24 protein-coding genes, 1 tRNA gene and 1 pseudogene are annotated in these 25,662 nt (G+C 65.2%); 16 read left to right on the top strand and 10 right to left on the bottom strand.

Going from position 1 to position 25,662, the window contains the following annotated elements:
* Positions 1–73 precede the first annotated feature (73 nt).
* Positions 74–1,171 carry an AraC family transcriptional regulator gene (locus EIP75_RS04050; protein WP_158622735.1) on the top strand — a complete coding sequence of 366 codons (1,098 nt, stop codon included), beginning with the start codon at positions 74–76 and terminating at the stop codon, positions 1,169–1,171.
* Positions 1,172–1,224: 53 nt separating this feature from the next.
* On the opposite strand, the gene EIP75_RS04045 is transcribed toward EIP75_RS04050, so the two are convergent.
* The 6 genes from EIP75_RS04045 to cysS all read right to left on the bottom strand — a co-directional run bounded on the left by EIP75_RS04045 (position 1,225) and on the right by cysS (position 7,284).
* Positions 1,225–1,317 (bottom strand) — tRNA-Ser (locus tag EIP75_RS04045).
* 76 nt (positions 1,318–1,393) lie between these two features.
* Complete coding sequence (locus tag EIP75_RS04040; RefSeq protein ID WP_125241961.1) at positions 1,394–2,650, bottom strand: aspartate kinase; 1,257 nt, start codon at positions 2,648–2,650, stop codon at positions 1,394–1,396.
* 67 nt (positions 2,651–2,717) lie between these two features.
* Positions 2,718–4,217 carry a tRNA lysidine(34) synthetase TilS gene (gene tilS / locus EIP75_RS04035; RefSeq protein ID WP_125241960.1) on the bottom strand — a complete coding sequence of 500 codons (1,500 nt, stop codon included), beginning with the start codon at positions 4,215–4,217 and terminating at the stop codon, positions 2,718–2,720.
* Positions 4,186–5,157, bottom strand: coding sequence for an acetyl-CoA carboxylase carboxyltransferase subunit alpha (locus tag EIP75_RS04030; RefSeq protein WP_125241959.1), 972 nt, complete (start codon positions 5,155–5,157; stop codon positions 4,186–4,188). The genes tilS and EIP75_RS04030 overlap by 32 nt, the downstream gene beginning before the upstream one ends.
* Before the next feature lie 19 nt (positions 5,158–5,176).
* Positions 5,177–5,761 (bottom strand): DNA-3-methyladenine glycosylase family protein, encoded by a 585-nt coding sequence (locus EIP75_RS04025; protein WP_420797147.1) that lies wholly within the window; start codon positions 5,759–5,761, stop codon positions 5,177–5,179.
* A gap of 119 nt (positions 5,762–5,880) precedes the next feature.
* A complete protein-coding gene (cysS, locus tag EIP75_RS04020; protein ID WP_125241957.1) occupies positions 5,881–7,284 on the bottom strand; it encodes a cysteine--tRNA ligase in 1,404 nt (467 codons plus the stop codon).
* A gap of 316 nt (positions 7,285–7,600) precedes the next feature.
* Here cysS and EIP75_RS04015 point away from each other — a divergent pair, with 316 nt between their 5' ends.
* Genes EIP75_RS04015 through EIP75_RS03985 form a run of 7 tightly spaced genes read left to right on the top strand, consistent with a single transcriptional unit; the run spans position 7,601 to position 13,419 of the window.
* Entirely contained in the window at positions 7,601–8,650 is a 1,050-nt protein-coding gene (locus EIP75_RS04015) for a nuclear transport factor 2 family protein (RefSeq protein WP_125241956.1), read from the top strand.
* Between the two features lies 1 nt (position 8,651).
* Positions 8,652–10,013: a L,D-transpeptidase family protein gene (locus tag EIP75_RS04010; protein ID WP_233584669.1), complete on the top strand. Its 1,362-nt coding sequence runs from the start codon at positions 8,652–8,654 to the stop codon at positions 10,011–10,013.
* The gene (locus EIP75_RS04005; protein ID WP_125241955.1) at positions 10,010–10,582 is read left to right on the top strand and encodes a peptidylprolyl isomerase; all 573 of its coding nucleotides are present in this window, start codon (positions 10,010–10,012) and stop codon (positions 10,580–10,582) included. The genes EIP75_RS04010 and EIP75_RS04005 overlap by 4 nt, the downstream gene beginning before the upstream one ends.
* 3 nt (positions 10,583–10,585) lie before the next feature.
* A complete protein-coding gene (locus EIP75_RS04000; RefSeq protein ID WP_125241954.1) occupies positions 10,586–11,086 on the top strand; it encodes a peptidylprolyl isomerase in 501 nt (166 codons plus the stop codon).
* A complete protein-coding gene (locus EIP75_RS03995; protein WP_233584668.1) occupies positions 11,086–11,934 on the top strand; it encodes a UDP-2,3-diacylglucosamine diphosphatase in 849 nt (282 codons plus the stop codon). Before EIP75_RS04000 ends, EIP75_RS03995 begins: the two co-directional genes overlap by 1 nt.
* Positions 11,931–12,788, top strand: coding sequence for a M90 family metallopeptidase (locus EIP75_RS03990; RefSeq protein ID WP_125241953.1), 858 nt, complete (start codon positions 11,931–11,933; stop codon positions 12,786–12,788). Before EIP75_RS03995 ends, EIP75_RS03990 begins: the two co-directional genes overlap by 4 nt.
* 58 nt (positions 12,789–12,846) lie before the next feature.
* The gene (locus EIP75_RS03985; protein WP_125241952.1) at positions 12,847–13,419 is read left to right on the top strand and encodes a DUF642 domain-containing protein; all 573 of its coding nucleotides are present in this window, start codon (positions 12,847–12,849) and stop codon (positions 13,417–13,419) included.
* A gap of 74 nt (positions 13,420–13,493) precedes the next feature.
* On the opposite strand, the gene clpA is transcribed toward EIP75_RS03985, so the two are convergent.
* On the bottom strand, positions 13,494–15,815 hold the full coding sequence (gene clpA, locus EIP75_RS03980) for an ATP-dependent Clp protease ATP-binding subunit ClpA (RefSeq protein ID WP_125241951.1): 2,322 nt from the start codon (positions 15,813–15,815) through the stop codon (positions 13,494–13,496).
* Positions 15,812–16,168, bottom strand: a complete 357-nt coding sequence (gene clpS / locus EIP75_RS03975) for an ATP-dependent Clp protease adapter ClpS (RefSeq protein ID WP_125241950.1) — start codon at positions 16,166–16,168, stop codon at positions 15,812–15,814. Before clpS ends, clpA begins: the two co-directional genes overlap by 4 nt.
* 371 nt (positions 16,169–16,539) lie before the next feature.
* Between clpS and EIP75_RS03970 the strand changes: the two are divergent.
* The 8 genes and pseudogenes from EIP75_RS03970 to EIP75_RS03935 all read left to right on the top strand — a co-directional run.
* Positions 16,540–16,734 (top strand): annotated as a pseudogene (locus EIP75_RS03970) (cold-shock protein); the annotation flags it as partial.
* Between the two features lie 286 nt (positions 16,735–17,020).
* Positions 17,021–17,440 carry an HIT family protein gene (locus tag EIP75_RS03965; RefSeq protein ID WP_125241948.1) on the top strand — a complete coding sequence of 140 codons (420 nt, stop codon included), beginning with the start codon at positions 17,021–17,023 and terminating at the stop codon, positions 17,438–17,440.
* Positions 17,441–17,471: 31 nt separating this feature from the next.
* Positions 17,472–20,402, top strand: coding sequence for a monovalent cation/H+ antiporter subunit A (locus tag EIP75_RS03960; protein ID WP_125242227.1), 2,931 nt, complete (start codon positions 17,472–17,474; stop codon positions 20,400–20,402).
* A complete protein-coding gene (locus tag EIP75_RS03955; RefSeq protein ID WP_125241947.1) occupies positions 20,402–20,746 on the top strand; it encodes a Na+/H+ antiporter subunit C in 345 nt (114 codons plus the stop codon). Before EIP75_RS03960 ends, EIP75_RS03955 begins: the two co-directional genes overlap by 1 nt.
* Entirely contained in the window at positions 20,743–22,461 is a 1,719-nt protein-coding gene (locus tag EIP75_RS03950) for a monovalent cation/H+ antiporter subunit D (RefSeq protein ID WP_199758489.1), read from the top strand. The genes EIP75_RS03955 and EIP75_RS03950 overlap by 4 nt, the downstream gene beginning before the upstream one ends.
* Positions 22,458–22,973, top strand: a complete 516-nt coding sequence (locus EIP75_RS03945) for a Na+/H+ antiporter subunit E (RefSeq protein ID WP_233584667.1) — start codon at positions 22,458–22,460, stop codon at positions 22,971–22,973. The genes EIP75_RS03950 and EIP75_RS03945 overlap by 4 nt, the downstream gene beginning before the upstream one ends.
* Complete coding sequence (locus tag EIP75_RS03940; protein WP_125241946.1) at positions 22,970–23,248, top strand: K+/H+ antiporter subunit F; 279 nt, start codon at positions 22,970–22,972, stop codon at positions 23,246–23,248. The genes EIP75_RS03945 and EIP75_RS03940 overlap by 4 nt, the downstream gene beginning before the upstream one ends.
* Positions 23,245–23,634, top strand: coding sequence for a Na+/H+ antiporter subunit G (locus EIP75_RS03935; protein ID WP_125241945.1), 390 nt, complete (start codon positions 23,245–23,247; stop codon positions 23,632–23,634). The genes EIP75_RS03940 and EIP75_RS03935 overlap by 4 nt, the downstream gene beginning before the upstream one ends.
* A gap of 41 nt (positions 23,635–23,675) precedes the next feature.
* Here EIP75_RS03935 and EIP75_RS03930 read toward each other — a convergent pair whose 3' ends face one another.
* Both EIP75_RS03930 and EIP75_RS03925 read right to left on the bottom strand, forming a co-directional pair.
* The gene (locus EIP75_RS03930) at positions 23,676–24,929 is read right to left on the bottom strand and encodes a spore maturation protein (RefSeq protein ID WP_125241944.1); all 1,254 of its coding nucleotides are present in this window, start codon (positions 24,927–24,929) and stop codon (positions 23,676–23,678) included.
* Between the two features lie 77 nt (positions 24,930–25,006).
* Entirely contained in the window at positions 25,007–25,300 is a 294-nt protein-coding gene (locus EIP75_RS03925) for a TFIIB-type zinc ribbon-containing protein (RefSeq protein WP_125241943.1), read from the bottom strand.
* Positions 25,301–25,662: the final 362 nt, after the last annotated feature.

Raw genomic sequence — 25,662 nt, 5'->3', positions numbered from 1 at the left:
TGAGGACCGAAGCGTAAGCCGGCAGGGTCATCCCGTCTTGACCCGAGCATCCGAGGATTTGACAATTTCGTCCATGCCCGGCCTGCCCTCGTATTCGTCCACTGCATCACTGCCCCAACACGTGACCGAGCGCCTCCAAGCGCGCGACACGGTGCACGGCATGGTGCCGCTGACCCTGGTGCACGTGCTGGCCTTGCACCTGGAATCGCGTGGCGTGGCACCGGTTGAGGTGCTGGGCGCACCGCTGGCCAAACGCCTGGTCAGCCGCGATGAGCAACACTTCAGCCGCCTGCCGGCCGAGGACTACTGCCGCCTGTTGTTGCAGGCCGCAGAACGCCTGCAGGATCCCCTGCTCGGTCTGCACCTGGGGCAGGCCATCCAGCCGGCCCACCTGGGTGCCCTGGGCTATGTGCTGCTGGCCTGCGAGAACCTGGGCGCCGCACTGGCCCGCATCCATCGTTACCACCGGCTGGTCAATGACATCAACCCGATCGAGCCTCGTGTGATCGGCGAGCAACTGGAGCTGCGCTGGGGCGCGGCACACGGCCGCACTGGTGCGCTGTACGACGAATCCGGCATCACCGGCATCGTGCAGATCGGGCGTGACCTGTGCGGCCAGCGCCTGCAGGTCAGCGCACTTGACTTCATCAACCCGCCACCGCGGGATGCGCGGCCTTACGAGCGCTACTTCGGCTGCAAGGTGCGCTTCGGCCAGCCCGTCACGCGCCTGGTGCTGCCGCTGCACAGCCTGGCTGCGCCGCTGCGGCAGGCCGACCCCACCCTGCTGCGGCTGATGGAGCAGCAGGTGGACACTGCCATGGCCCAACTGCCCCAGGCCGGAGACCTGGGTGAGATGACGCGGCGTGTGATCGCTCACCTGGCCCCTCAAGGCCTGCCTGAGCTGGATCGCGTGGCGCAAGAGCTGCGCCTGTCACCCCGCGTGTTCTACCGGCGGCTGGCGGCACAGGGCCTGAACTTTCGGGATCTGCGGGAAGCCGCACTGAGGCAGGTGGCCGAGATGCACCTGCGTGATGAGCGCCTGACGCTGGCAGAGGTGGGTACGCTGCTGGGTTATTCGGAGCAGAGCGCGTTCTCGCGCGCGTTCCGGCGTTGGGCGGGCATGTCGCCGCTGGCGTGGCGTCAGCAGCAATCGCCATCGCCGCACGCCTGAAAAAGCCATCCCGGAAAGCAGAAACGGACCCCGAAGGGTCCGTTTTGCATATTTGGCGGAGTCGGAGGGATTCGAACCCTCGATGCAGGTTTTGCCCACATACTCCCTTAGCAGGGGAGCACCTTCGGCCTCTCGGTCACGACTCCAGCAACAGCTCAGGATTCTAGCCGAGAAATGATCTCTGGCCGTTGAGCTGTGCTCAAAACAACGCCTGAAAAGCGATCAGGCCTTCTGCTCGTCCAGGCCGAAGGCCTTGTGCAGTGCACGCACAGCCAGCTCCATGTACTTCTCGTCGATCACGACCGAGGTCTTGATCTCGCTGGTGGTGATCATCTGGATGTTGATGCCTTCATCAGACAGGGTCTTGAACATCGTGCTGGCGATGCCAGCGTGGCTGCGCATGCCGATGCCCACGATGCTGACCTTGCAGATCTTGGGGTCGCCCACGATCTCCTTGGCGCCCAGCGTAGGCTGCACATCCTTTTGCAGCAGATCCATCGTGCGCTGGAAATCATTGCGATGCACGGTGAACGAGAAGTCCGTCTTGCCATCGTGCGAGACGTTCTGGATGATCACGTCCACGTCGATGTTGGCATCGGCGACCTTGCCCACGATCTGGTAGGCAATGCCAGGGGTGTCGGGCACGCCGACCACGGTGATCTTGGCTTCGTCGCGGTTGAACGCGATGCCGGAAACAACGGCTTGTTCCATGTTTTCGTCTTCCTCAAAACTGATCAGGGTGCCCGACTTGGCTTCTTCGTCGAGATCGATGTCCCAGGGGGTGAAGCTCGACAGCACGCGCAGGGGCACGCGGTACTTGCCGGCGAACTCGACCGAGCGGATCTGCAGCACCTTCGAACCCAGGCTGGCCATCTCCAGCATCTCTTCGAAGCTGACGGTGTTCAGGCGGCGGGCTTCGGGCACCACGCGCGGGTCGGTGGTGTAGACACCATCGACGTCGGTGTAGATCAGGCACTCGTCGGCCTTCATGGCGGCTGCCACGGCCACGGCCGAGGTGTCGGAACCGCCACGGCCCAGCGTGGTGATGTGGCCTTCAGGGCTCACGCCCTGGAAGCCCGTGATCACCACCACCTTGCCGGCGGCCAGGTCGGCGCGCACGCGGACATCGTCGATGCTCTCAATGCGGGCCTTGGTGAAGGACGAATCCGTCTTGATGGGCACCTGCCAGCCGGCGTAGCTCACCGACTCCAGGCCTTCGGCCTGCAGGGCGATGGCCAGCAGGCCGGACGACACCTGCTCGCCGGTGGCGGCAATCATGTCGAGTTCGCGTGCGCTGGGGGTGCCGGAAAGCTCCTTGGCCAAGCCCAGCAGGCGGTTGGTCTCGCCGCTCATGGCCGAGGGAACGACCACGAGTTGATGACCCGCCCGCACCCACTTGGCCACGCGCTTGGCCACGTTGCGGATGCGCTCGGTAGAGCCCATCGACGTGCCGCCGTATTTGTGAACAATCAGTGCCATGTCAGAGACGTTGCTATGTTGGAAATGCTGCCGGCCGCGCAGTGCCTGCATGGCCAAACCTTAGATTTTAACCGGCAACCGCCCTGCCGACAGGCGGGATACCCGCGTGTTCAGATGGGTCGGGGATGATCGCGGGGCGCCAGGTCAACCGAACCTGGGTTTCACCCGGGCGCCCCCAGGCTCGCGCATCCATGCCCAGGCCGGGCACAAAGATCAATTGGCCCTGCGCCCAGAGCAGCGGCCCCTCTCGTGCCCAGGCAGGCACGGCCAGCATCTGGAACTGTTTCTTGAGCGATCGGGCAGGCCTGCCGGCGGCCATCTGGAAGCGCTCGCCTCCGCGACGCGGCGCCAGTTCGCAATCGTTCAGCCAGGACAGAGGCACACCTTCTGCAGCCACAGGCTCCACCATCAATTGACCCCAGCCTGCGGGCAACATCACCCGCCCGGCCGTCTCGATGTGCAGGCTGAGCGAATCGGGCTGATCAGCCCATGGTGAGAAAACCGACGGCACCGCGGCCCAAGGCCGCCAGGTCAGCAACCCGCGGTACAGCACCACCTCACCCTCCAGCCCAGGTTGGTTCGGGGCCAGGGCCCGCAGGCTCATGGGCCAGCGGCGTGCTGCGGCAGCACCCAGCGCCTCCACGTGCAGGCGCTGCACCCAGGAAGCGGGCAGCACGCGCCCCGTGGCCTGCCGGAACCAGCCGCGCAGCAGCTCGCGTCGCGGCCCCTCACCCCAGATCGACCAGGCCTGGACATCCAGGGCCAACCTGGCCGCCCCCGCCTCATCGCCCTGCCCTGCGGCCACGGCCCGGCTCACCTCTGGCAAGCGGATGGCCAGCCAGTCGTCCATGCAGGCCAGCACATCCGATTGGTGGGCGGCGGCCTGGGCCAGGGCCTGTTCGGCATCACCAAAGGCCTGCTGCAAGGCCGGCCAGACGGCGAGCCGCAAGCGGTTGCGGGCAAAGCGGTGGTCAACGTTGCTGTCGTCGTCCACGAAAGGCACGGCATGCAGCGCCACGTAGGCTTCGATGCGCTCGCGCGGCTGCCCCAGCCAGGGCCTGAGCCACGTGACACCATGGCGCTGCATGGCCCCTGCCATGCACGCCAGGCCGGCCACACCTGCGCCGCGCAGTGCCTGCAACACGAAGGTCTCTGCCTGGTCGCGGCGGTGGTGCGCCAGCAGCACGGCATCGCAACCGGCCTCTTGACACATCTGTGCCAAGGCCTGGTAGCGAGCTCCACGTGCCAGGGCTTCCACACTCTCGCCCACCCCCGGCGACAAGGCCAGGCGCCGTGATTGAAACGACACGGGCAAGCCTTCAAAGGCCCAGCGGGCGCACTGCTCGCGCACATGGTCCAGCCATGTGTCGGCCTGGGCGCTCAGGCCGTGGTGCACGTGCAGCGCCACCACCTCTGCCCCCAATGACGCGCCCTCGCGCACAGCGGCATGCAGCAACGCCATGGAATCACGCCCACCGCTGCAGGCCACGGCCAGGCGGCGGCCAGCGCTGCTCGAGGGCAGCGCCGCGGGCAGCTCAATGCTCGGTGGTGTCGTTGTAGCGGCCATAGGCCTGCAGGCGCTCGTAACGCTGTTGCAGCAGGTCCTTGACCTTCAGGTCACTGACCTGGCGCACGGCATCGTTCAAGGCGCGCTTGAGGTTGGCGCAGGCCTGCTTGTGGTCACGGTGGGCGCCACCCACGGGCTCGGAAATGATCTTGTCGATCAGGCCCAGCGCCTTCAGGCGGTGCGCCGTGATGCCCAGCGCCTCCGCGGCGTCGGGGGCCTTGTCGGATGTCTTCCACAAAATGGACGCGCAGCCTTCAGGCGAGATCACCGAATACACCGAGTACTGCAGCATCAGCACCTGGTCGGCCACGCTGATGGCCAGCGCGCCGCCCGAGCCACCTTCACCGATGATGGTGGTGATGATGGGCACCTCCAGCCGCGCCATCTCGAAGATGTTGCGACCAATGGCTTCGGATTGGTTGCGCTCTTCCGCGCCAATGCCGGGGTAGGCGCCAGGCGTGTCCACGAAGGTGAACACCGGCAGGCCGAACTTCTCGGCGGTCTGCATCAGGCGCAGGGCCTTGCGGTAGCCCTCGGGGCGCGACATGCCGAAGTTGCGCATGGCGCGCTCCTTGGTGTCGCGACCCTTCTGATGGCCCAGCACCATGCAGGGCTGGCCGTTGTAACGCGCCAGGCCCCCGACGATGGACAGGTCATCGGAGAAATGGCGGTCGCCATGCATCTCCTGGAAATCCGTGAACAGCTCGTTCACGTAGTCCAGCGTGTACGGGCGTTGTGGATGGCGGGCGATCTGCGTCACCTGCCATGGCGACAGGCTGGCGTAGATGTCCTTCGTGAGCTGTGTGCTCTTCTTGCTCAAGCGGTCGATTTCTTCAGAAATGTCGACAGCCGACTCGCTCTGCACGTAGCGCAGTTCTTCGATCTTGGTTTCCAGCTCGGCAATGGGTTGCTCGAACTCAAGAAAATGACGTTTGCTCATGGTGAATCATCCTGGCAGATCAGGCACCCGTGGGCAGCGGGTCGAGGCTGCGCCAAAGATACCAGGTGCCGACAGTGCGGTAAGGGGCCCAGGCGTCGGCGATCTCTCTCGCTTCGGCCCGCGACACCGGCTCGCCGCTGAAGTAGTTGATGCTGATGCCTTTGATCAAACCCAGGTCGTCCAGGGGCAATACATTGGCGCGCATCAGGTGAAAAATCAAGAACATTTCGGCGGTCCAGCGGCTGATGCCCCGGATCGCGACCAGTTCGTCGATGATGGCCTCGTCACCCATGTCCACCCATTGGTCGACGTGAACGCGCCCGTCAACGAAATGGCGGGCCAGATCCGACAGGTATTCCACCTTGCGGGCCGACAGCCCAACGCCACGCAGCTTGTCCGCCGGCACGGACACCAGGCTGGAGGCGGGCAGCAGGACGCTCACGCCATCGTTGGGCAGTTCCAGCAAGGCCAGCAGCTTGATCCATGCGGTCTGCGCGGCCTTGACAGACACCTGCTGCCCGACGATGGAACGCGCCAGCGTGGTGAAGGCATCCCGGCGGCTGTGCAGCCGGGCCAGGCCGAAGTCGGCGATCAGCTTGCGCATCACACGGTCGCGCTTGGACAGGTGCTTGCAGGCATCGTCCCAGAACGGCGGGGTGACCAGTGGCGCCGACACTGGGGTCGCCGCGCTGTCGGCGGCGGTTGATCGAGGGGCGGCGCTCATCAGGCTTTGACCCAGGTGGTGCCCTGAGGCGAGTCTTTCAGCACGATGCCCTTGGCGACCAGTTCATCGCGGATGCGATCGGCCTCGGCAAAATTGCGGGCCTTCTTGGCTTCGGCGCGTGCCACGATGGCAGCTTCGATGGCCTCAGCCTCGTCACCCGCTGCCATGCCGCCTTGCAGATAGGCCTTCGGCGACAACTGCAGCAAGCCCAGCACACCGCCCAGGGCCTTGAGCAAGGCGGCCGTTGCCGGCGAGCGGTCACGGTTGAGTTCTGCGGCCAGGTCGAACAGCACCGACACAGCGATCGGCGTGTTGATGTCCTCGTCCATCGCGGCCTTGAAGCGCGCGGCCTGCGGGTGGCTCCAGTCGATCTGATAGGGCCCATCTGGCGGGTTGACCGCATCGAGGGCCGTGTACAGGCGGCGCAGGCCCAGGCGGGCGTCGTCCAGCCCGGCATCGCTGTAGTTGAACGGGCCGCGGTACTGCACGCGCAGCATGAAGAAGCGCACCGTCTCGCCGTCGTAGCTCTTGAGCACGTCGCGGATGGTGAAGAAGTTGCCCAGCGACTTGGACATCTTCTCGTTGTCCACGTTCAGGAAGCCGTTGTGCATCCAGTAGTTCACAAAGCGCTTGCCGGTGGCGCCTTCGCTCTGGGCGATCTCGTTCTCGTGGTGCGGGAACTGCAGATCCAGGCCCCCACCATGGATGTCGAATTGCTCGCCCAGCAGCGAGCAGGCCATGGCCGAGCACTCGATGTGCCAGCCAGGGCGGCCTGCGCCGTAGTCGGAGTCGTACTTGGCATCCTGCGGCTCTTCGGGCTTGGCCGCCTTCCAGAGCACGAAGTCCAGCGGATCCTGCTTGCCATCGGCCGCGCGGGCGCCAGCCCCGTTGAGTTCGCGCTCGCCGGCGCGCAGCTGGTCCAGCGACTTGCCGGACAGCTTGCCGTAGCCCTCGAACTTGCGCACGGCATAGTTCACGTCGCCATTGCTCGCGCGGTAGGCCAGGCCCTTGGCTTCCAGCTGGCTGATCATGCCCAGCATCTGGGGCACGTACTGCGTGGCACGGGGCTCGTGCGTAGGCGGCTCGATGCCCAGGGCGCCGATGTCATCGTGCATGGCCTGGGTCATCTCGTCCGTCAACTGGCGGATGGTGATGCCGCGCTCGACCGCACGCTTGATGATCTTGTCATCGATGTCGGTGATGTTGCGCACGTACGTGACCTGAAGGCCTGAGGCGCGCAGCCAGCGCTGCACCACATCGAAGGCCATCATCATGCGGGCATGCCCCACGTGGCAGTAATCGTAGATCGTCATGCCGCACACGTACATCCGCACGTGACCGGGCTCCATCGGAGAAAACGACTCTAGCTGCCTGGACAGGCTGTTGAAAATGCGCAGACTCATGGGAAAAGCGGAAACCTCAGGCCGTGGATGCGCCGACGCAACGGTCAGGGCGATCCTGCGGGCCTTCTCAGGCTGAAAGCCAGGGAGCCCCCGGACCTGTATCTCTCAGTCGGGATTCAGGTCAGGACAGGCGCTCGGATACAATCGGGCGAGTATAGCCGGGGGACCTCGAACGAGGTGTGTGCGTCAGGGTGTTCATCAACCACAAAGACCACTTTGCGCTGGTATTCTCCGGGGCTACCTCTGATCCACCACCTTGAGATAAACAAGACCCATGCGAGTTGTTGCGCCCCATTTCGGAGCCCGCCTGACAGCGATGGCTGCCCAGTGCGTTGCCATCGCGATGCTGAGCCTGTCGAGCCAGGTCGTGCGTGCGGATGACGTGGCCGATGTCCAGAAGCTCCTGGCCGCCGGCAAGAACGCCGAAGCGCTGCAGAAGGCGGATCAGTTCCTGACCACGAAGCCCCGCGATCCGATGATGCGCTTCCTGCGCGGCATCAGCCTGTCGCAGGCCGGCCGCACCCCTGAAGCCATCACGACCTTCCAGAAGCTCACCGAAGACTTCCCCGAACTGCCCGAACCCTTCAACAACCTGGCCGTGCTCTACGCCCAGCAGGGCCAGTACGACAAGTCGCGCACGGCGCTTGAGATGGCCATCCGCACCAACCCCAGCTACGCCACCGCCTACGAGAACCTGGGCGATGTCTACGCCAAGCTGGCCAGCCAGGCCTACTCCAAGGCCCTGCAGATCGACACGCGCTCGGCCGTGGCTCCCAAGCTGGCCATGATCCGCGACCTGTTCCCGAAAGACCGTGGCTCTGCCGCCGTGGCCGCGCTGACCAACAACGCGCCGACCAAGCCCTCTGCCCCGGCCCCTGTCGCCGTACCCGCATCGCCCACGCCGGCCCCGGCCCCTGCTCCGGTGCCCGCACCCGCGCCAGCCCCCGTGCCGGCCCCGGCACCCGTTCCAGCGGCCAAACCCGCTCCGACGCCCGCCCCGGCACCTGCCGCAGAGGCCCGTGTCGATGCGCAAGAGCGTGATGTCGAAGCCGCCGTGCGCGACTGGGCTTCCGCCTGGAGCCGCAAGGACATGGACGATTACCTCGCGGCCTATGCCAAGGACTTCAACGGCGGCGGCAAGAACCGCAAGGCCTGGGAACAAGAGCGCCGCGACCGCATCGTCGGCAAGCGCAACATTTCCGTGAAGATTTCCGACCTGGATGTCAAGGTCACCGGCAACAAGGCCACGGCCAAGTTCCGTCAGGACTACAAGGCCGACAGCCTGAACATTTCCAGCGGAAAGCGTCTTGAACTGGTCCGCAATGGCGGCAACTGGGTCATCGTGAAGGAATCGTCGGGTTCGTGAGATGAAACGTTCGAGCAACCGCCGGCCGTTCAAGTTGTCGGCCGGGCGGGCTTTTGCACTGGTGGTTGGCGTGAGCGCGCCTCTCGCCATCTGGGCCGTGTCTTCGTTGATGTCGGCGGACTGGGCACAGGCCTACGCCGGCCGCAAACCGACGACCGAAGAGGCTCCGGTCACCGTGGCCCTCGCACACCAGGCCAGCCCCGAGACGGCCAAGCATGCGATCAGCCTCAAGCAGCTGGCACAGCACACGAACGATCCGTCCGCAGAAGGCCGCCTGCTGGAGATCTACCGCCTGGTGGGCTCTGGCGACGCCGCGCAGGCGCTCGAAAAAGCCCGCCTGCTGGTTCAAGATGTTCCCAATTTCCAGCTGGCCCAACTGGTCTACGGTGATCTGCTTACCGCCCGTGCGGGCCCGCTGCAGCAGATGGGCAACGCACCACAGGCCCTGGTGGGCAAGGCCCCCGAGCGCCTGGAGCAACTGCGCGTCGAGGCCAACCGCCGACTGCTGGCGCTGCAAGAGCGCCCGCCCGTGGGCGCCATCCCCACGCAGTTCGTCGACCTGCCGCCCACCACCAAGCACGCCATTGCGGTCGATGCCAGCCGCTCGCGGCTGTACGTGTTCGAAAACGGCCCCAACGGCCTGCAACTGGTGGCTGATCACTATGCCTCCATCGGCAAGCTGGGCCCCGAAAAAAGCACGCAGGGCGATCAGCGCACGCCCATTGGCGTGTACTACATCACCAGCCGCCTGGATGCCGCCCAGCTGACCGATTTCTACGGCGTGGGCGCCCTGCCCCTGAACTACCCCAACGAGTACGACCGCCGCATGGGCCGAACCGGCAGTGGCATCTGGCTGCACGGCGTGCCCAGCGAGAGCTACGCCCGCAGCCCGCAGAGCACCGATGGCTGCGTCGCCCTGGCCAACCCCGAGCTCAAGAGCATCATGGAACGGGTGCAGCCCCGCACCACGCCGGTGGTGATCGCCCGGTCGCTCGAATGGGTAGAGCCGCAGGCCCAGGAAACCCCGCGCCGCGACCTGCACAATCTGCTCGAAGGCTGGCGTGTGGCCCGGGCCAGCGGCGACATCAACCGCCTGATGGCCTTCTATTCGCCCCAGTTCGCCAGCGGCAACCGTGATCAGGCCCAATGGCGACAGCTGATGGAGCGCGAGGCCAGCAGCCAGAAGGGCCGCCAACTGCAGCTCAAGGACATGTCCATCCTGGCATGGCGTGACCGCAGCGATGTACTGGTCGTCACCTTCGGCGAGCTGAACGAGGGCGAGCGCACGGGCGCCATCAAGCGCCAGTACTGGGGCAAGGAAGGCGGCCTGTGGAAAATATTCTATGAAGGAGTGATCGGATGAAGAACACCACCACCCTGCTGAGCCGTGCCGCCATCGTGCTGGGCGGCCTGGTCCTGAGCGTTGCCGCCCAGGCCCAGAACGTGCGCCTGAGCACCAACCAGGGCGACATCGTTCTGCAGCTGGACGCCGCCAAGGCCCCCAAGACGGTCGAGAACTTCCTGGCCTACGTGAAGGCTGGTCACTACAACGGCACCATCTTCCACCGCGTGATCAGCGGCTTCATGGTGCAGGGCGGCGGCATGACCCCCGACATGAAGGAAAAGCCCACGCGTGCACCGATCCCGCTTGAAAGCCGCAACGGCCTGAACAACGTGCGCGGCACCGTGGCCATGGCCCGCACCATGGACCCCAATTCCGCCACGGCGCAGTTCTTCATCAACGTGACGGACAATGGCTTCCTGGATGCCGCCCGCTCGCAGGATGGCAACGGCTACGCCGTGTTCGGCAAGGTCGTCCAGGGCATGGACGTGGTCGAGAAGATCCGCAAGGTGCCCACGGGCCAGAAAGGCATGCACGGCGATGTGCCGCTGCAGCCCGTCATCATCAAACAAGCCACGCTGGAGAAATGAACCATGGCCAAGAACGTTGAACTGCACACCACTGCTGGCGTGATCCGCATCGAACTCGATGACGAGAAGGCCCCCGCCACCGTCGAGAACTTCCTGACCTACGTGCGTGACGGCCACTACGACGGCACCGTGTTCCACCGCGTGATCAAGGGCTTCATGATCCAGGGCGGCGGCTTCGAGCCGGGCCTCAAGCAAAAGCCCACCCGCGACCCGATCCAGAACGAAGCCAACAACGGCCTGAAGAACGACCGCTACACCCTGGCGATGGCCCGCACCAGCGCGCCCCATTCGGCCAGCGCCCAGTTCTTCATCAACGGCACCGACAACGACTTCCTGAACTTCAAGTCCGAGAGCCCCAGCGGCTGGGGCTATGCCGTGTTCGGCAAGGTCACTGAAGGCACCGAGGTGGTGGACCAGATCGAAAAGGTCAAGACCGGCAACCGCGGCGGCCACGGTGACGTGCCCCTGGAAGACGTGGTCATCACCAAGGCCGTCGAAGTCTGATGACACCAGGCGCCGGCGGCGTTCAGGCCTCCGGCGACGTGGCCATGAGCCCCGACACCGCACTGCCCTCCCTTCATGCACCGCCCTCGTGGCGGTGCATTGATTTCATCTCCGACCTGCACCTGCACGAGAGCCACCCTCGCACGTTCGAGGCGTTTCAGCGCTTTCTGCGGGGCACGCGGGCCGATGCCGTGTTCATCCTGGGCGATCTGTTCGAAGCCTGGGTGGGCGACGACATGCGGCACCAGCCGTTTGAGGCGGCCTGCACCGCCGAGCTGGCAGCGGCCGGCGCCCGGCTGGACCTGCACCTGATGGTGGGCAACCGCGATTTCCTGCTCGGCGCCGAGATGGCCCGCGCCTGCAACGCCAGTTTGCTGAGCGACCCGACCGTGCTGCAGGCCTTCGACCAACGCCATGTGTTGTCGCACGGCGATGCCTGGTGTCTGGACGACACCGCGTACCAGGCCTTCAGAGCCCAATCCCGCAGCGACGCCTGGCAAGCCCGCTTCCTGGCCCAGCCCCTGCCGGCACGCCTGGCCGCAGCCAAGGCCATGCGCGAGGCGAGCGAATCGCAAAAGCATGGCATGCGGCAGGAAGACTGGGCCGATCTGGCCCCCCAGGCCGTGGCCGATGCCCTGGTCGCAGCCGCAGCCGCCGTGCTGGTGCACGGGCACACCCATCGCCCGGCCAGCGAGCCGTTCGCGCGGCCCGGGGCGCAACGCCATGTGCTGTCCGACTGGGACCTGGACCACGCACCCTACCGTGCCCAGGTCATGCGCCTGAGCGCCAGCGGCTACCACCGCCTGTCCATCGACGAGGCGCTGGCGGCACCGACGGGGCAGGCATGAGCCTGCTCGACCACCTGGCCAGACACCTGCCGCTGAGCTGGCGCTCTGAATCAAGCATCCTGCGCCACCGCGCCATCCCCGATGCGCTGTGGGCACAGACCCTGGCGCACTACCCCTTCCTGGCCTGGCGCAGCCTTGAGCAGCAGCAACGCCTGCGCGCCCTCAGCACCCTGTTCCTGGCCCGCAAGCGGTTCGTGCCGGCCGGCGGCCTGGAGATCAGCGACGAGATGGCCGTGGCCATCGCCGCGCAGGCCTGCCTGCCCGTCCTGCGCCTGGGCCTGGGCGCCTATGCCCACATGGGCCACATCGTCGTGCACCCGGACCAGGTCGTCGCGCACCGCGAGGTGATGGACGAGGCCGGCGTGGTGCACCAGTACGACGAGGTCCTGGCCGGCGAGGCCATGCCCGATGGCCCCGTGATGCTGTCCTGGCACGACGTGCAGCAGGCGCGCAACCTGGAGCACGGCTACAACGTGGTCGTGCACGAGTTCGCCCACGCGCTGGACATGATCGGCGGCGAGCTCAATGGCACACCTCCACTGCCGGCAGACATCAGCAAGGCGCAATGGCAGGATGTGATGTGGCAAGGCTTCGACCGCCACAGCGAGGCCCTGGCCCGTGGCGAAGACACCTGGCTGGACCCCTACGCGGCCGAAGCCGGACTGGTCGAGTTCTTCCCGGTGGTCACCGAAGCCTTTTTCGTAGCCCCCTGGGCCTTGCGCGCAGATTTCGCCGACGTCTACGCCCTGCTTGCACGGTTCTTCGGCGAAGACCCGGCCGCGTTGATCGCCTCCGGAGGGACCACCCCCGAGCACCTAGATCGCAGGATATCGCCCGGCGCACTCAAGGCCTAGGATCCGTTGAACCGCCTGGGCGCCCGCTCAGGCACGATCATTCAAACGGAGCCTGCCCATGAAACACCTGCTGTCCATCGCCGCCCTGTCACTGGCCTTGTCGAGCGCGCATGCCGCCGTCTTCACCGACAACTTCGACGCCAACCCACTGGGCACCAACATCACACCCGCCGGCTGGGCCGTGAGCGCGGGCACGGTCGATGTCATCGGCCCCGGCTTCTACGACCTCATCCCGGGCAACGGCCGCTACATCGACCTGGATGGGTCGTCGTCGGCCGCTGGCGTGCTGAGCACCGCCCTTGCACTCACAGCCGGCACTCAGTACATCGCGAGTTTCGATCTGGGTGGCAACCATCGCAACGGCAACAGCGATGTGGTCCATGTGAGCTTCGGCAGCACCTTCGCCACGTACACCATCACCCCGTCCAGCGGGTTCACGACCTATTCGGTGCTGTTCACGGCGGCCACGACGGGCAATTACACCCTCAGCTTCGACGACCAGGGCGGCGATCAGATGGGCGCCCTGCTGGACAACGTCTCGGTGGCCGCGGTGCCTGAGCCTGCCAGCCTGGCACTGTTGCTGGGTGGCTTGGCAGCCGTGTCGTTGATGGCCCGTCGCCGCGCACGTTGACACATCCATTGCCCATGAAAAAGGCAGGCTCAAGGCCTGCCTTTTCGCTTGGGGACATCATCCCCCCGGCATGCTTACTCCGCGGTTGCGGCCTCGGCCTTGGGCTTGTCGCTGCGACGCGCCTGGATGTCCAGCTTGACCTCTTCTTCGCCCTTGGCGTTGGGGACCACGTCCACCGTGAGGCGGCCACCGTCGACCAGATCGCCGAAGAGCAGTTCGTCGGCCAAGGCACGACGGATCGTGTCCTGGATCAGGCGCTGCATCGGGCGGGCACCCATCAGCGGATCGAAGCCACGCTTGGCCAGGTAACGGCGCAGCGCATCGGTGAACGTGACATCCACCTTCTTCTCTGCCAGTTGGCCTTCGAGCTGCAGCAGGAACTTGTCGACCACGCGCAGGATGACTTCCTCGTCCAGCGGCTTGAAGCCCACGATGGCATCGAGACGGTTGCGGAACTCAGGCGTGAACATGCGCTTGATGTCACCCATCTCGTCACCCTGCTCTCGCGAGTTGGTGAAGCCGATGGTGGACTTCTGCAGTGTCTCGGCACCCGCGTTGGTCGTCATGATGATCATGACGTTGCGGAAATCAGCCTTGCGCCCGTTGTTGTCCGTCAAGGTGCCATGGTCCATCACCTGCAGCAGGATGTTGAACACATCCGGGTGCGCCTTTTCGATTTCATCGAGCAGCAGCACGGCGTGCGGCTTCTTGGTGATGGCCTCGGTCAACAGGCCGCCTTGGTCAAAGCCCACGTAGCCCGGAGGCGCACCGATCAGGCGGCTGACCGCATGGCGCTCCATGTACTCGGACATGTCGAAGCGGATCAGGTCGATGCCCAGCACATAGGCCAGTTGCTTGGCGACCTCGGTCTTGCCGACGCCGGTGGGACCGCTGAACAGGAAGGCGCCGATCGGCTTGTCTGGCTTGCCCAGGCCCGAGCGGGCCATCTTGATGGCGGCCGACAGGGCGTCGATGGCGTTGTCCTGGCCGAACACCACGCTCTTCAAATCACGATCGAGCGTCTTGAGCTTGCTACGGTCGTCACTGGACACGCTGGTGGCCGGCACGCGGGCGATCTTGGACACGATGTCCTCGACCTCGGCACGGGTGATGGTCTTCTTCTGCTTGCTCTTGGGCAGGATGCGCTGCGCGGCACCGGCTTCATCGATCACGTCGATGGCCTTGTCGGGCAGGTGGCGGTCATTGATGTACTTGGCCGACAGCTCAGCCGCCGCCTGCAGGGCGCCCAGCGCGTACTTCACGCTGTGGTGCTCTTCAAAGCGTGACTTGAGCCCCTTGAGGATCTCGATGGTCTGCTCGACGGACGGCTCGACCACCTCGACCTTCTGGAAACGCCGCGACAGGGCCGCGTCCTTCTCGAAGATGCCGCGGTACTCGGTGAAGGTGGTGGCGCCGATGCACTTGAGCTGGCCCGAGCTGAGCGCGGGCTTGAGCAGGTTGGATGCATCGAGCGTGCCGCCCGAAGCCGCGCCAGCGCCGATCAGGGTGTGGATCTCGTCGATGAACAGCACGGCATTGGGCTGCTCCTTCAACTGCTTGATCACAGCCTTCAGGCGCTGCTCAAAATCACCGCGGTATTTGGTACCGGCCAGCAGTGCGCCCATGTCGAGGGAATACACCTCGGCATCGGCCAGCACTTCGGGCACGTCGTTCTGCGTGATGCGCCAGGCCAGGCCCTCGGCGATGGCGGTCTTGCCCACGCCGGCCTCACCGACCAGCAGCGGGTTGTTCTTGCGACGGCGGCACAGCACCTGGATCACGCGCTCGACCTCGTGGTCACGGCCGATCAAGGGATCGATCTTGCCTTCGCGGGCGGCGACGTTGAGGTTCTGGGTGTAGAGCTCCAGCGGCGAGGCCTTGCTCTCGCCTTCGTCCTTCTCGCCCTCAGGCTGGTTGGACTCGGACGAAGACGCCTTGCCGGGCCCCTCAGGCGGATCGACCTTGCGGATGCCGTGGGCGATGAAGTTCACCACGTCCAGGCGAGTCACACCCTGCTGATGCAGGTAGTACACCGCGTGCGAATCCTTCTCGCCGAAGATGGCCACCAGCACGTTGGCGCCGGTGACTTCCTTCTTGCCGCTGCCGGAGGACTGCACATGCATGATGGCGCGCTGGATCACCCGCTGGAAACCCAGCGTGGGTTGCGTGTCCACCTCATCGGTGCCGCCCACCGTGGGCGTGTTGTCGCGAACGAACTGATCAAGGCTCTTGCGCAGTTCGTCAAGGTTGGCTGCGCAAGCCTTCAATACTTCCGACGCAGATGGATTGTCGATCAAGGCCAGCAGCAGGTGCTCCACGGTGATGAACTCGTGGCGCTGCTGTCGGGCCTCGACGAAGGCCATGTGCAAACTCACTTCCAACTCTTGCGCGATCATGCTGTCTCCAGAATGCACTGCAGGGGGTGCCCGGCTCGCCGGGCGGCGGCAAGAACGAGTTCGACCTTGGTGGCCGCGACGTCCTTGGTATAGACACCGCACACACCACGACCCTCGTGGTGGATTTTGAGCATGATCTGCGTGGCCGCCTCAATATCGTGACGGAACAGGTCTTGCAAGACGTAGACCACAAACTCCATCGGGGTGAAGTCGTCATTGAGCATCACGACCTGAAAGAGCTTGGGGGGTTCGAGTTGCAGCGCCTCTTTCTCAACCACAACCGAGTCGGCATTGTCATTGTCCGGAACCGCGGGCGGTTCGGACGAAGCATAGGGATGTAACGACCAGGTCATGAAATGATTCTAAGAGAGCATTCTGCGTCCTGCCCACTCATGTTGGAGTGACCTACCCGAAAACAAGGGGGTAAATTTCCCGGATCCGGCGTCCCTTTTCCATGGTTCAACGCGCTGGGATGAAGGGCCGTTTACGCAGCGGCGAAAAAACACCCCGGAAAGTGCCTCGCGAGGCTGCCGGGAAGTGGCCCGCCAACGAAGCGCACAGCTTTGCCGTCACTGCCGTGACGAATGCCCCATGCATGCGCCTAAACAGTTGATTTGTCACCCCCTAGAAACGACCTGCGCTCAGACAAGTTCTGTCACAACTGCGCCTTGACACCACTGTCCGCGATGCACAGAATTGGCTGAAATTCACAGGAGGACAGGTGATGGCCACAGGCACTGTCAAATGGTTCAACGACGCCAAAGGGTTTGGCTTCATCGAACCTGATGTAGGCGGGGGCGACGTGTTCGCCCACTTCTCCGCTATCCAGATGGATGGCTTTCGAACCTTGAAGCAAGGCTCCAAGGTCAGGTACGACCTGACCGTCGGTCCGAAGGGATCCTTGGCGCAAAACATTCAGCCGGTCTCGGTTGAGGATGCGCTCAATGAAACCGGCGACGCCATGGAAGACCTGCATTTCAGGGACGCCCACAGCGGTGCCGGAGGTCGTCCTCTGTCCCACTGACCTATCGTTCCACTCGTTGCACGGCGGAAGTTGCTCCAAAAGCCCGGCTTGTCCGGGCTTTTCTGCTTTCTGCAGCACGCTCAGGGCATTTCCGGCCAGCTTCAGCGAAGACCCTGCTTCTGTAGCGATTATCATCGTACAAATTCATTCCGCTTCCAGCAACCCACACGTCTGCTTTGCCATGGCTTACGACAGCACCAACATCTTCGCCAAAATCCTGCGCGGCGAGTTGCCTTGCATCTCCGTGTACGAAGACGAGGCCACGCTGGCCTTCATGGACATCATGCCGCAGGCCGATGGCCACGTGCTGGTGATCCCCAAGGAGGCTGGCGAGACCTTGATGGACCTGTCACCCGAGGCCGCATCGGCCGTGGTGCGCACCACCCAGAAGCTGGCCAGGGCGGTCAAGCAGGCCCTGAACGCCGAAGGCATCTTCGTGTGCCAGCTCAATGGCGCGGCCGCCGGGCAGACCGTGCCCCACTGCCATTTCCACATCATTCCGCGTTCGGGCGGGGATCCGATGCGCATCCACGCCAGCGCGCGTGCCGATGACGCCAAATTGCGCGGCTTTGCCGACGCCATCAAGCAGGCCCTGGCCTGATCTGGACTTCCCATGACCACCGCCCATGCACCTGCCTTTACTGACGCTTGTCGCCCTGCCCTTCCTGGGTAGCCTGATTGCAGCGTTGCTGCCTGCCAATGCCCGCAACGCCGAATCCAGCCTGGCGGGGGTGATCGCGCTGGTCTGCGCGGTGCAGGCAGCCTTGTATTTCCCTGAAATCGCCGCCGGCGGCGTGATCCGCCAGGAACTGGAGTGGCTGCCCTCGCTCGGGCTGAACTTCACGCTGCGCATGGACGGCTTCGCGTGGATGTTCTCCATGCTGGTGCTGGGCATCGGCGCGCTGGTGGTGCTGTACGCGCGCTACTACATGTCACCGGCCGATCCGGTGCCGCGCTTCTTTGCCTTCCTGCTGGCCTTCATGGGGGCCATGAGCGGCGTGGTGCTGTCGGGCAATCTGATCCAGATCGCGCTGTTCTGGGAACTGACCAGCCTGTTCTCGTTCCTGCTGATCGGCTACTGGCACCACCGCCGTGATGCCCGCCGCGGCGCGCGCATGGCGCTCACGGTGACGGGAGCCGGCGGCCTGTGCCTGATGGCGGGCCTGCTGGTGCTGGGCCACATCGTGGGCAGCTACGACCTGGACACCGTGCTGGCCGCAGGCGCGCAGGTGCGCTCGCACCCACTGTATGCCACGGCGCTGGTGCTGATCCTTCTGGGCGCCTTCAGCAAGAGCGCGCAGTTTCCATTTCACTTCTGGCTGCCGCATGCTATGGCCGCACCCACGCCGGTGTCGGCCTACCTGCACTCGGCCACCATGGTCAAGGCCGGGGTGTTTTTGCTGGCCCGACTGTGGCCGGTGCTGTCGGGCACGGACGAGTGGTTCTGGATCGTCACCGGCACCGGCTTGATCACACTGCTGCTGGGCGGATTCTGCGCCATCTTCCAGAACGACCTCAAAGGGGTGCTGGCCTATTCCACCATCTCGCACCTGGGGTTGATCACCACGCTGCTGGGGCTCAACAGCCCGATGGCCGCGGTGGCCGCCGTGTTCCACATCATCAACCACGCCACGTTCAAGGCCTCGCTGTTCATGGCGGTGGGCATCGTGGACCACGAGACCGGCACGCGTGACATGCAGCGCCTGAGCGGGCTACGGCGCTACATGCCGGTGACGGCCACACTCACCATGGTGGCGGGTGCCGCCATGGCGGGGGTGCCACTGCTCAATGGCTTCATCTCGAAGGAGATGTTCTTCTCCGAGGCCGTGTTCCTGACGGCGGAGCCCTGGTTCGACCAGTTGCTGCCCGCCGCCGCCGTGATCGCGGGGGTTTTCAGCGTGGCCTACTCGCTTCGCTTTACGGTGGATGTGTTCTTCGGCCCGAACACCTGCAGCGAATTACCGCGCCAGCCGCACGAGCCTCCCCATTGGATGCGGGTGCCGGTGGAGCTGCTGGTGCTGGCCTGCCTGGTGGTGGGCACGGTGCCGCAGTGGTCCATCAGCGCTGTTCTCAACAGCGCAGCCGCGCCGGTGGTAGGGGGCACACTGCCCGCCTTCGACCTGGCCGTGTGGCACGGCTTCAACGTGCCGCTGCAGATGAGCCTGGTGGCCATGCTGGGCGGCATCGCGCTGTACTGGGTGCTGCGCAAGCCGATCGCCAGCGGACGCATCCGGCAGACGCCGCTGTTCGGGCACCTCAATGGCAAGCGGCTGTTCCGAACCTTGATGGCCTTGTGCTCTGCAGGGGCGCGGCACGCGGTGCGCCTGCTGGGCACGCAACGCATGCAGCCCCAGATGGCCCTGCTGATGCTGGTGACCGTGCTCGCGGCCGTCCTGCCTTTCTGGCTGCGCGTGAACCCGCCCGGCGCCTGGTGGGTGGGCGATCGGCAGCCGCTGACCTTCTCGCCCACGTTCGCCCTGCTGTGGGCGGTCGGCATTGCCGCGGCGTTTGGGGCAGCGTGGCAGGCCAAGTACCACCGGCTCACCGCGCTGGCGCTGATGAGCGTGGCTGGCTTGGTCACCGTCATCACCTTCGCGTGGTTTTCTGCGCCCGATCTGGCGCTGACGCAGCTGTCGGTGGAGGCGGTCACCACCGTGCTGTTCATGCTGGGCCTGCGCTGGCTGCCCAAGCGGCTTGAAGAGCACGTGGACCGGCAGAGCCTGGCCAAACGGATCAAGGCGCGCGCGCGCCGCAGCCGCGATCTGCTGGTGGCCCTGGCGGCCGGCAGCGGCATGGCGGTGCTGTCCTACGCGATGATGACGCGGCCATTTCCGCAGAGCATCTCGCCCTTCTTCCTGGAGCGGGCGATCCCTGAGGGCGGTGGCGCCAATGTGGTGAACGTGATGCTGGTGGATTTCCGGGGCTTCGACACGCTGGGCGAGATCACCGTGCTGGGCACCGTGGCGCTCACGGTGTATGCGCTGCTGCGGCGCTTCCGGCCTGCGCCTGAAAGCGTGATCCTGCCGTCGCAGCAACAGGCGGTACCTGCCGACCTGAAGACCGACCTGGTCAACGCCCAGACGGCCGCGGACACGGCCCATGGCTACCTGCTGGTGCCGGCGGTGCTGATGCGCCTGCTGCTGCCCATCGCCGCGGTGATCGCGGTGTACTTCTTCATGCGCGGCCACAACGAGCCGGGTGGCGGCTTCGTGGCCGGACTGGTGCTGTCCACCGCCTTCATCGTGCAGTACATCGTGTCGGGCACGCAGTGGGTGGAGGCGCACATGCACCTGGCGCCGCAGCGCTGGATCGCGGCGGGCCTGCTGGTGGCATCTGCCACGGGGCTGGGCTCGCTGTGGTTTGGGTACCCCTTCCTCACCACGCACATGTTCCACCTGGATCTGCCCGTGCTGGGCAAGATCCACGTGGCCAGTGCGCTTTTCTATGACATCGGCGTGTTCACGCTGGTCGTGGGCTCGACCTTGCTGATCCTGACCGCGCTGGGCCACCAGTCGGTGCGGGGCCGCCGCCAGCCCGCCCGAGACACGGAAGGAGACCACTGATGGAGATCGTGCTGGCCGTTGCCATCGGCGCGCTCACCAGCTGCGGCGTCTGGCTGCTGCTGCGCCCGCGTACCTACCAGGTCATCATGGGCCTGTCGCTGCTGAGCTACGGCGTGAACCTGTTCATCTTCAGCATGGGCCGCCTGGCGGTCGACAGTGAACCGATGGTGTCGCCGGGCGTGCCCGCCACGCTGCTGCGTTATGCCGACCCGATGCCGCAGGCCCTGGTGCTGACGGCCATCGTGATCGGCTTTGCCATGACGGCGCTGTTCCTGGTGCTGCTGCTGGCGCAGCGGGGCTTCTTCGGCAACGACCATGTGGATGGCGTGGGGGACGCTGAATGAACGCATTGATCCACGCGTTCACGCAGGGGCTGATGCCTCACCTGCTGCTCGCGCCGATCCTGCTGCCCTTGCTCACGGCCTGCCTGCTGCTGCTGCTGGGTGACCGCCGCTACCGGCGCAAGGCCGGCCTGGGTGTGCTGGCCACGGTGGCCAACCTGGCCGTGGCCTGGCTGCTGCTGCGCTGGGTGCGCCAGGGTGATCAGCCCAGCGCCTACGGTGTGTACCTGCCATCGAACTGGGAAGTACCGTTCGGTATCGTGCTGGTGCTGGACCGCCTGTCGGCGCTGATGCTGCTGGTGACGGCCGTGGTGGCGCTGGCCGCCATGCTGTTCTCGATCGCCCGCTGGCACAAGGCCGGCGCGCACTTCCATGTGCTGGTGCAGATCCAGATCATGGGGATCAACGGCGCCTTCCTCACAGGCGATCTGTTCAACCTGTTCGTGTTCTTCGAGGTGATGCTGGCCGCGTCCTACGGCCTGCTGTTGCACGGATCAGGGCCATCGCGCGTGAAGTCAGGGCTTCATTACCTGGCGATCAACCTGGCCGCATCGTCGCTGTTCCTGGTAGGGGCCGCGCTGATCTATGGGGTGACTGGCACGCTGAACATGGCCGATCTGGCCGCCAAGATCCCGCAGGTGTACGCCAGCGACCGCCCCCTGCTGCATGCGGGCTGCGCCATCCTGGCCGTGGCCTTCCTGACCAAGGCGGCCATGTGGCCCTTGAACTTCTGGCTGGTGCCGGCTTACTCCGGCGCCGGCGCGCCATCGGCCGCCATGTTCGCCTTGCTGACCAAGGTGGGCATCTATGTGCTGCTGCGTCTGTCCACCCTGCTGTTCTCGCCAGCGGCGGGTGTGTCGGCGGGCTTTGGCAACAGCTGGCTGCTGTGGGGGGGCATCGGCACGCTGGTGTTCGGCGCGCTGGGCATGATGGCCTCGCAGAAGCCCACGCGCCTGATCGGCTTCGCAGTGATCGTGTCATCAGGCACCTTGATGGCGATGATCGGGCTGGCCCGCCCCGAGGTGACAGCCGGCGCGCTGTACTACCTGCCTGCATCGACCTTTGCCGTGGCCTGCTTCTTCTTGCTGGGCGAGCTGATGGACCGCTCTCGCAACCCCGAGCCCGAGGCGCAGCGTGCGCCCGAGGACGAAGAAGACCACCTGCCTTTTGCGCTGGCGGATCAGGAACTGCTGGACGAAGACACCAACCTTGACGAAGACGAAGAGGCCCTGATCGGGCGCCCCATCCCCGCGGCCACGGCCATGCTGGGCCTGGGCTTCATCACTTGCACGCTGCTGGTGGCGGGGCTGCCCCCCTTGTCGGGCTTCATCGGCAAGTTCGCGATGCTGTCGGCCTTGCTGGGCGATGGCGGGCGGGCCGTGCCCTGGCCCAACTGGGTGCTGATGGGCGTGGTGATCGCCTCGGGCCTGCTGGCCCTGGTGGCGCTGTCGCGTGTGGGCATCCGCTTTTTCTGGACACCGGTGGAGCGGGCCGCGCCCGTGGTGCGCGCCGTGGAGGCCCTGCCCATCGTGATCCTGATCACCATCTGCCTGGCGTTCACCGTGCGCGCCGAAGCACTGATGAACTACGCGCGCGCCACCGTGGCTTCGCTGTACAAGCCGGCGGCCTACATCAGTGCCGTGCTGTCTGCCCGGCCCCTGCCCACGCCCACCAATGCCGACCGCCTGCGGCAAAACGCACCGAGGGTCACGCCATGATGCTCGTCAAGCGCCTGTTCCCTGCCCCGCTGCTGTCCATTGCGTTGGCTGCGCTGTGGCTGGTGCTCAACCGCTCCTACACGCCGGGGGACTGGCTGCTGGCCATCGTGCTTGGGCTGGCCGCGCCCGCCCTGACCCGCAGCCTGCGGCCCACCCCGGTGGTCTTCCGCAAACCCTGGGTGGCCATCAAGCTGTTCTTCACCGTGGGCAGCGATGTGATCGGATCCAACGTGCGGGTGTTGCGCGGCACGCTGGCCAGTGGCGAAAAGCTGCCCACCGGCACGTTCATCGTGGTGCCGCTGGATCTGCACGATCCCAATGGCCTGGCCGTGCTGGCCGCGATCATGTGCGTCATCCCAGGCACGATCTGGTCAGAGATGGCACTGGACCGCAGCGCCCTGCTGGTACACGTGTTCGACCTTGAAGATGAAAAAGCAGAGATCGCGATGATCAAGTCGCGGTATGAGCGCCCCCTGATCGAGATTTTCCAGGCAGGAAGGAGCACCCCATGAGCGCCCTGCTCTTCAGCGCCATCGTGTTCACGATGGCCTGCTACATCCTGGCGATGTCACTGGCGCTGGTGCGCATGGTGCGTGGCCCTTCGGCCCAGGACCGCGTGCTGGCCATGGACCTGATCTGGACCATCGGCATGCTGGCCTTGCTGGTGCTGGCCATCCGCTACCGCAACGCGGTGTACTTCGAGGCGGCGCTGCTGATCGCGCTGTTCGGATTCGTCAGCTCGGCATCGATGGCGAAGTTCTTGCTGCGTGGCGAGGTGATCGAATGAACGGCACCGGCGTATCGTTGTGGATCGAGATCCCGGTGGCGGTGCTGCTGATGCTCAGCGGCGTGTTCACGCTGTCGGCCGCGATCGGGCTGGTGCGGTTCCGCACCTTCTTCCAGCGCATGCACCCGCCGGCACTGGCCTTCAGCTTTTCGGCCTGGTGCGTGACGCTGGCCTCGATCCTGTACTTCTCCGCCCAGGATCAGAAGCTGTCGCTGCATGCGTGGCTGATCATCATCTTTCTGTCGATCACGGTGCCCGTGACCACCATCCTGTTGGCGCGCACCGAGCTGTTCCGCAAGCGCACAGGGGGGCAGCGGGATCTGGTGCCGCCGGCCTTGAGCCGCATGATCGAATCGCCGAAAACAGAGCCAGAGGCCGAGCAATGATCTGAGTGTCGAGGCTTGGGCCTCGCGATGATGGGCGTGCCTCAGCGCAGCATCGCATAGCCCACCGTGATCGCCGCGACCAGGCCCACGGCATCGGCAAACAAGGCGCAGGCCAGTGCATGCCGCGCCTGCTTCACACCCACGCTGCCGAAGTACACGGCCATCACGTAGAACGTGGTTTCGGCCGAGCCCTGGATGACCGCAGACAGGCGCCCCGGGAACGAATCCACCCCATGCGTCTGCATGACGTCGATCATCAGCCCCCGCGCGCCGGCCCCCGACAGCACCCGCATCAGCCCCACCGGCAAGGCCGGCAGGAAATCGGTGTCCAGCCCGGCCCACGACACCGCTGCACCAATGCCGGACATCAAGGCATCCATGCAGCCCGCCGCGCGGAACACGCCGATGGCCACGAGGATGGCAATCAGGTAGGGCACGATCTGCACGGCCACGCCAAAGCCCTCCTTGGCGCCATCGATGAAGGCCTCGTAGACATTGATGCGTTTGATGGCCCCGGTCAGCAGGAAGAGCATCACGATCCCCATGATCACGGCCGCGCCCACGACCCCGGCGACGTGAGAGGCCTGATCGGCCGGCAAGCGGGCCATGGCCGTCACGACACCGGCCAGCAGCCCCCCGATGGCCAGCACTGGCAACAGAAAGCGCGCACGCCACAGCGGCAGGCGCTGGCACATGGCCACGGCCAGCACACCCGCCAGCAGCGAGATGAAGGTGACCAGCAAGGTGGGGATGAAGATGTCGGCCGCGTTGAAGCTGGCGCCCAGGCCCTGCTTGAGCGCCACGCTCTGGCGGATGGCGATCACGGACGTGGGGATCAGCGTGAGCCCGGCCGTGTTCATCACCACGAACATGATCTGGGCGTTGCTGGCCACCTCGGGCTGGCGCGTGTTGAGCGTCTGCAACTCGCGCATGGCTGTGAGGCCCAGAGGCGTGGCAGCGTTGTCCAGCCCCAGCAGGTTCGCCGAGATGTTCATCGTCATGGCGCCCTGGGCGGGATGCCCGGCCGGCACATCGGGGAACAGGCGCCGAAGCAGCGGCCCGCCCAGTCGCGCCAGCATCTCGATGACGCCAGCACGTTCGCCCACGCGCATCAGGCCAAGCCACAAGGCCATGACGCCGGCCAGGCCCAAGGAGATCTCAAAACCGGAGCGGGCGCCATCGAACAGCGCTGTCAGCAGCGCCTGGAACAGGCCTTCGGCCCCCAGCAGGGAGCGCACGAGCACGGTGACGAATGCCACCGTGAAAAAACCGATCCAGACCCAGTTCAACGCCATGGAAGACGATGGTAGAGGGTCTGTCGCCGGGGATGACGCGCCTCAGCAACGCCAACCCCTGATGCGGCGGTTATGGATCAGTCAAAGATGTCGCTGAGCCAGGACTTGCGGCGGTGGTTGCTGCCGTAGTGCTTCTTGTTGAAATCGGAATCTTCGAACTGGGGGCGGCCGCGGTAATCGGGGGGCGGCGCATGGCGTGCGGGCTGGGCGACCTGCTGCACGGGTGCTTCTGAGCGGGCGCCGAGCTGGATGAGCTTGTCGAGCTCACCACGGTCGAGCCAGACGCCGCGGCAACTGGGGCAGTAGTCGATCTCGACGCCCTGCCTGTCGGACATCAAGAGGGTGGCATCGGGGCAGACGGGACATTTCATGTTGGGTCTCCATACAGGTGGTGATCTCGGGAAGCATGATTCCTGAATGACGTGTGAACAGATTCCGAACAAGGAGTTCCGTTCGCGGGAAGGACGTCGGAAGAAAACGGGCAGGGCTAAACGCTGCGGCTATAGTGGTGTAACAGCATGTCTTGAAAATCTGTGAGGTTGGATGCAGGCTTTGAGGGTCATGGATGGACGCTCGTTGTCAGTTTTTGAGGCCTCTGCGAGTTCCAAAAAGTGGATACATATGGATTTCGCATCTATCCACAAATGGCTACATGCAGCCATTTCTTCCCAGATGTGGCAACGTGCCGTTGTCGTCTAAATTGCGTTAGGCTTTTCGAGAACACCAGCCATTA

This window comes from Aquabacterium soli (genome assembly GCF_003933735.1).
Taxonomy (GTDB): Bacteria; Pseudomonadota; Gammaproteobacteria; order Burkholderiales; family Burkholderiaceae_C; genus Aquabacterium; species Aquabacterium soli.
This window is presented reverse-complemented; position numbering and strand designations above follow the sequence as displayed.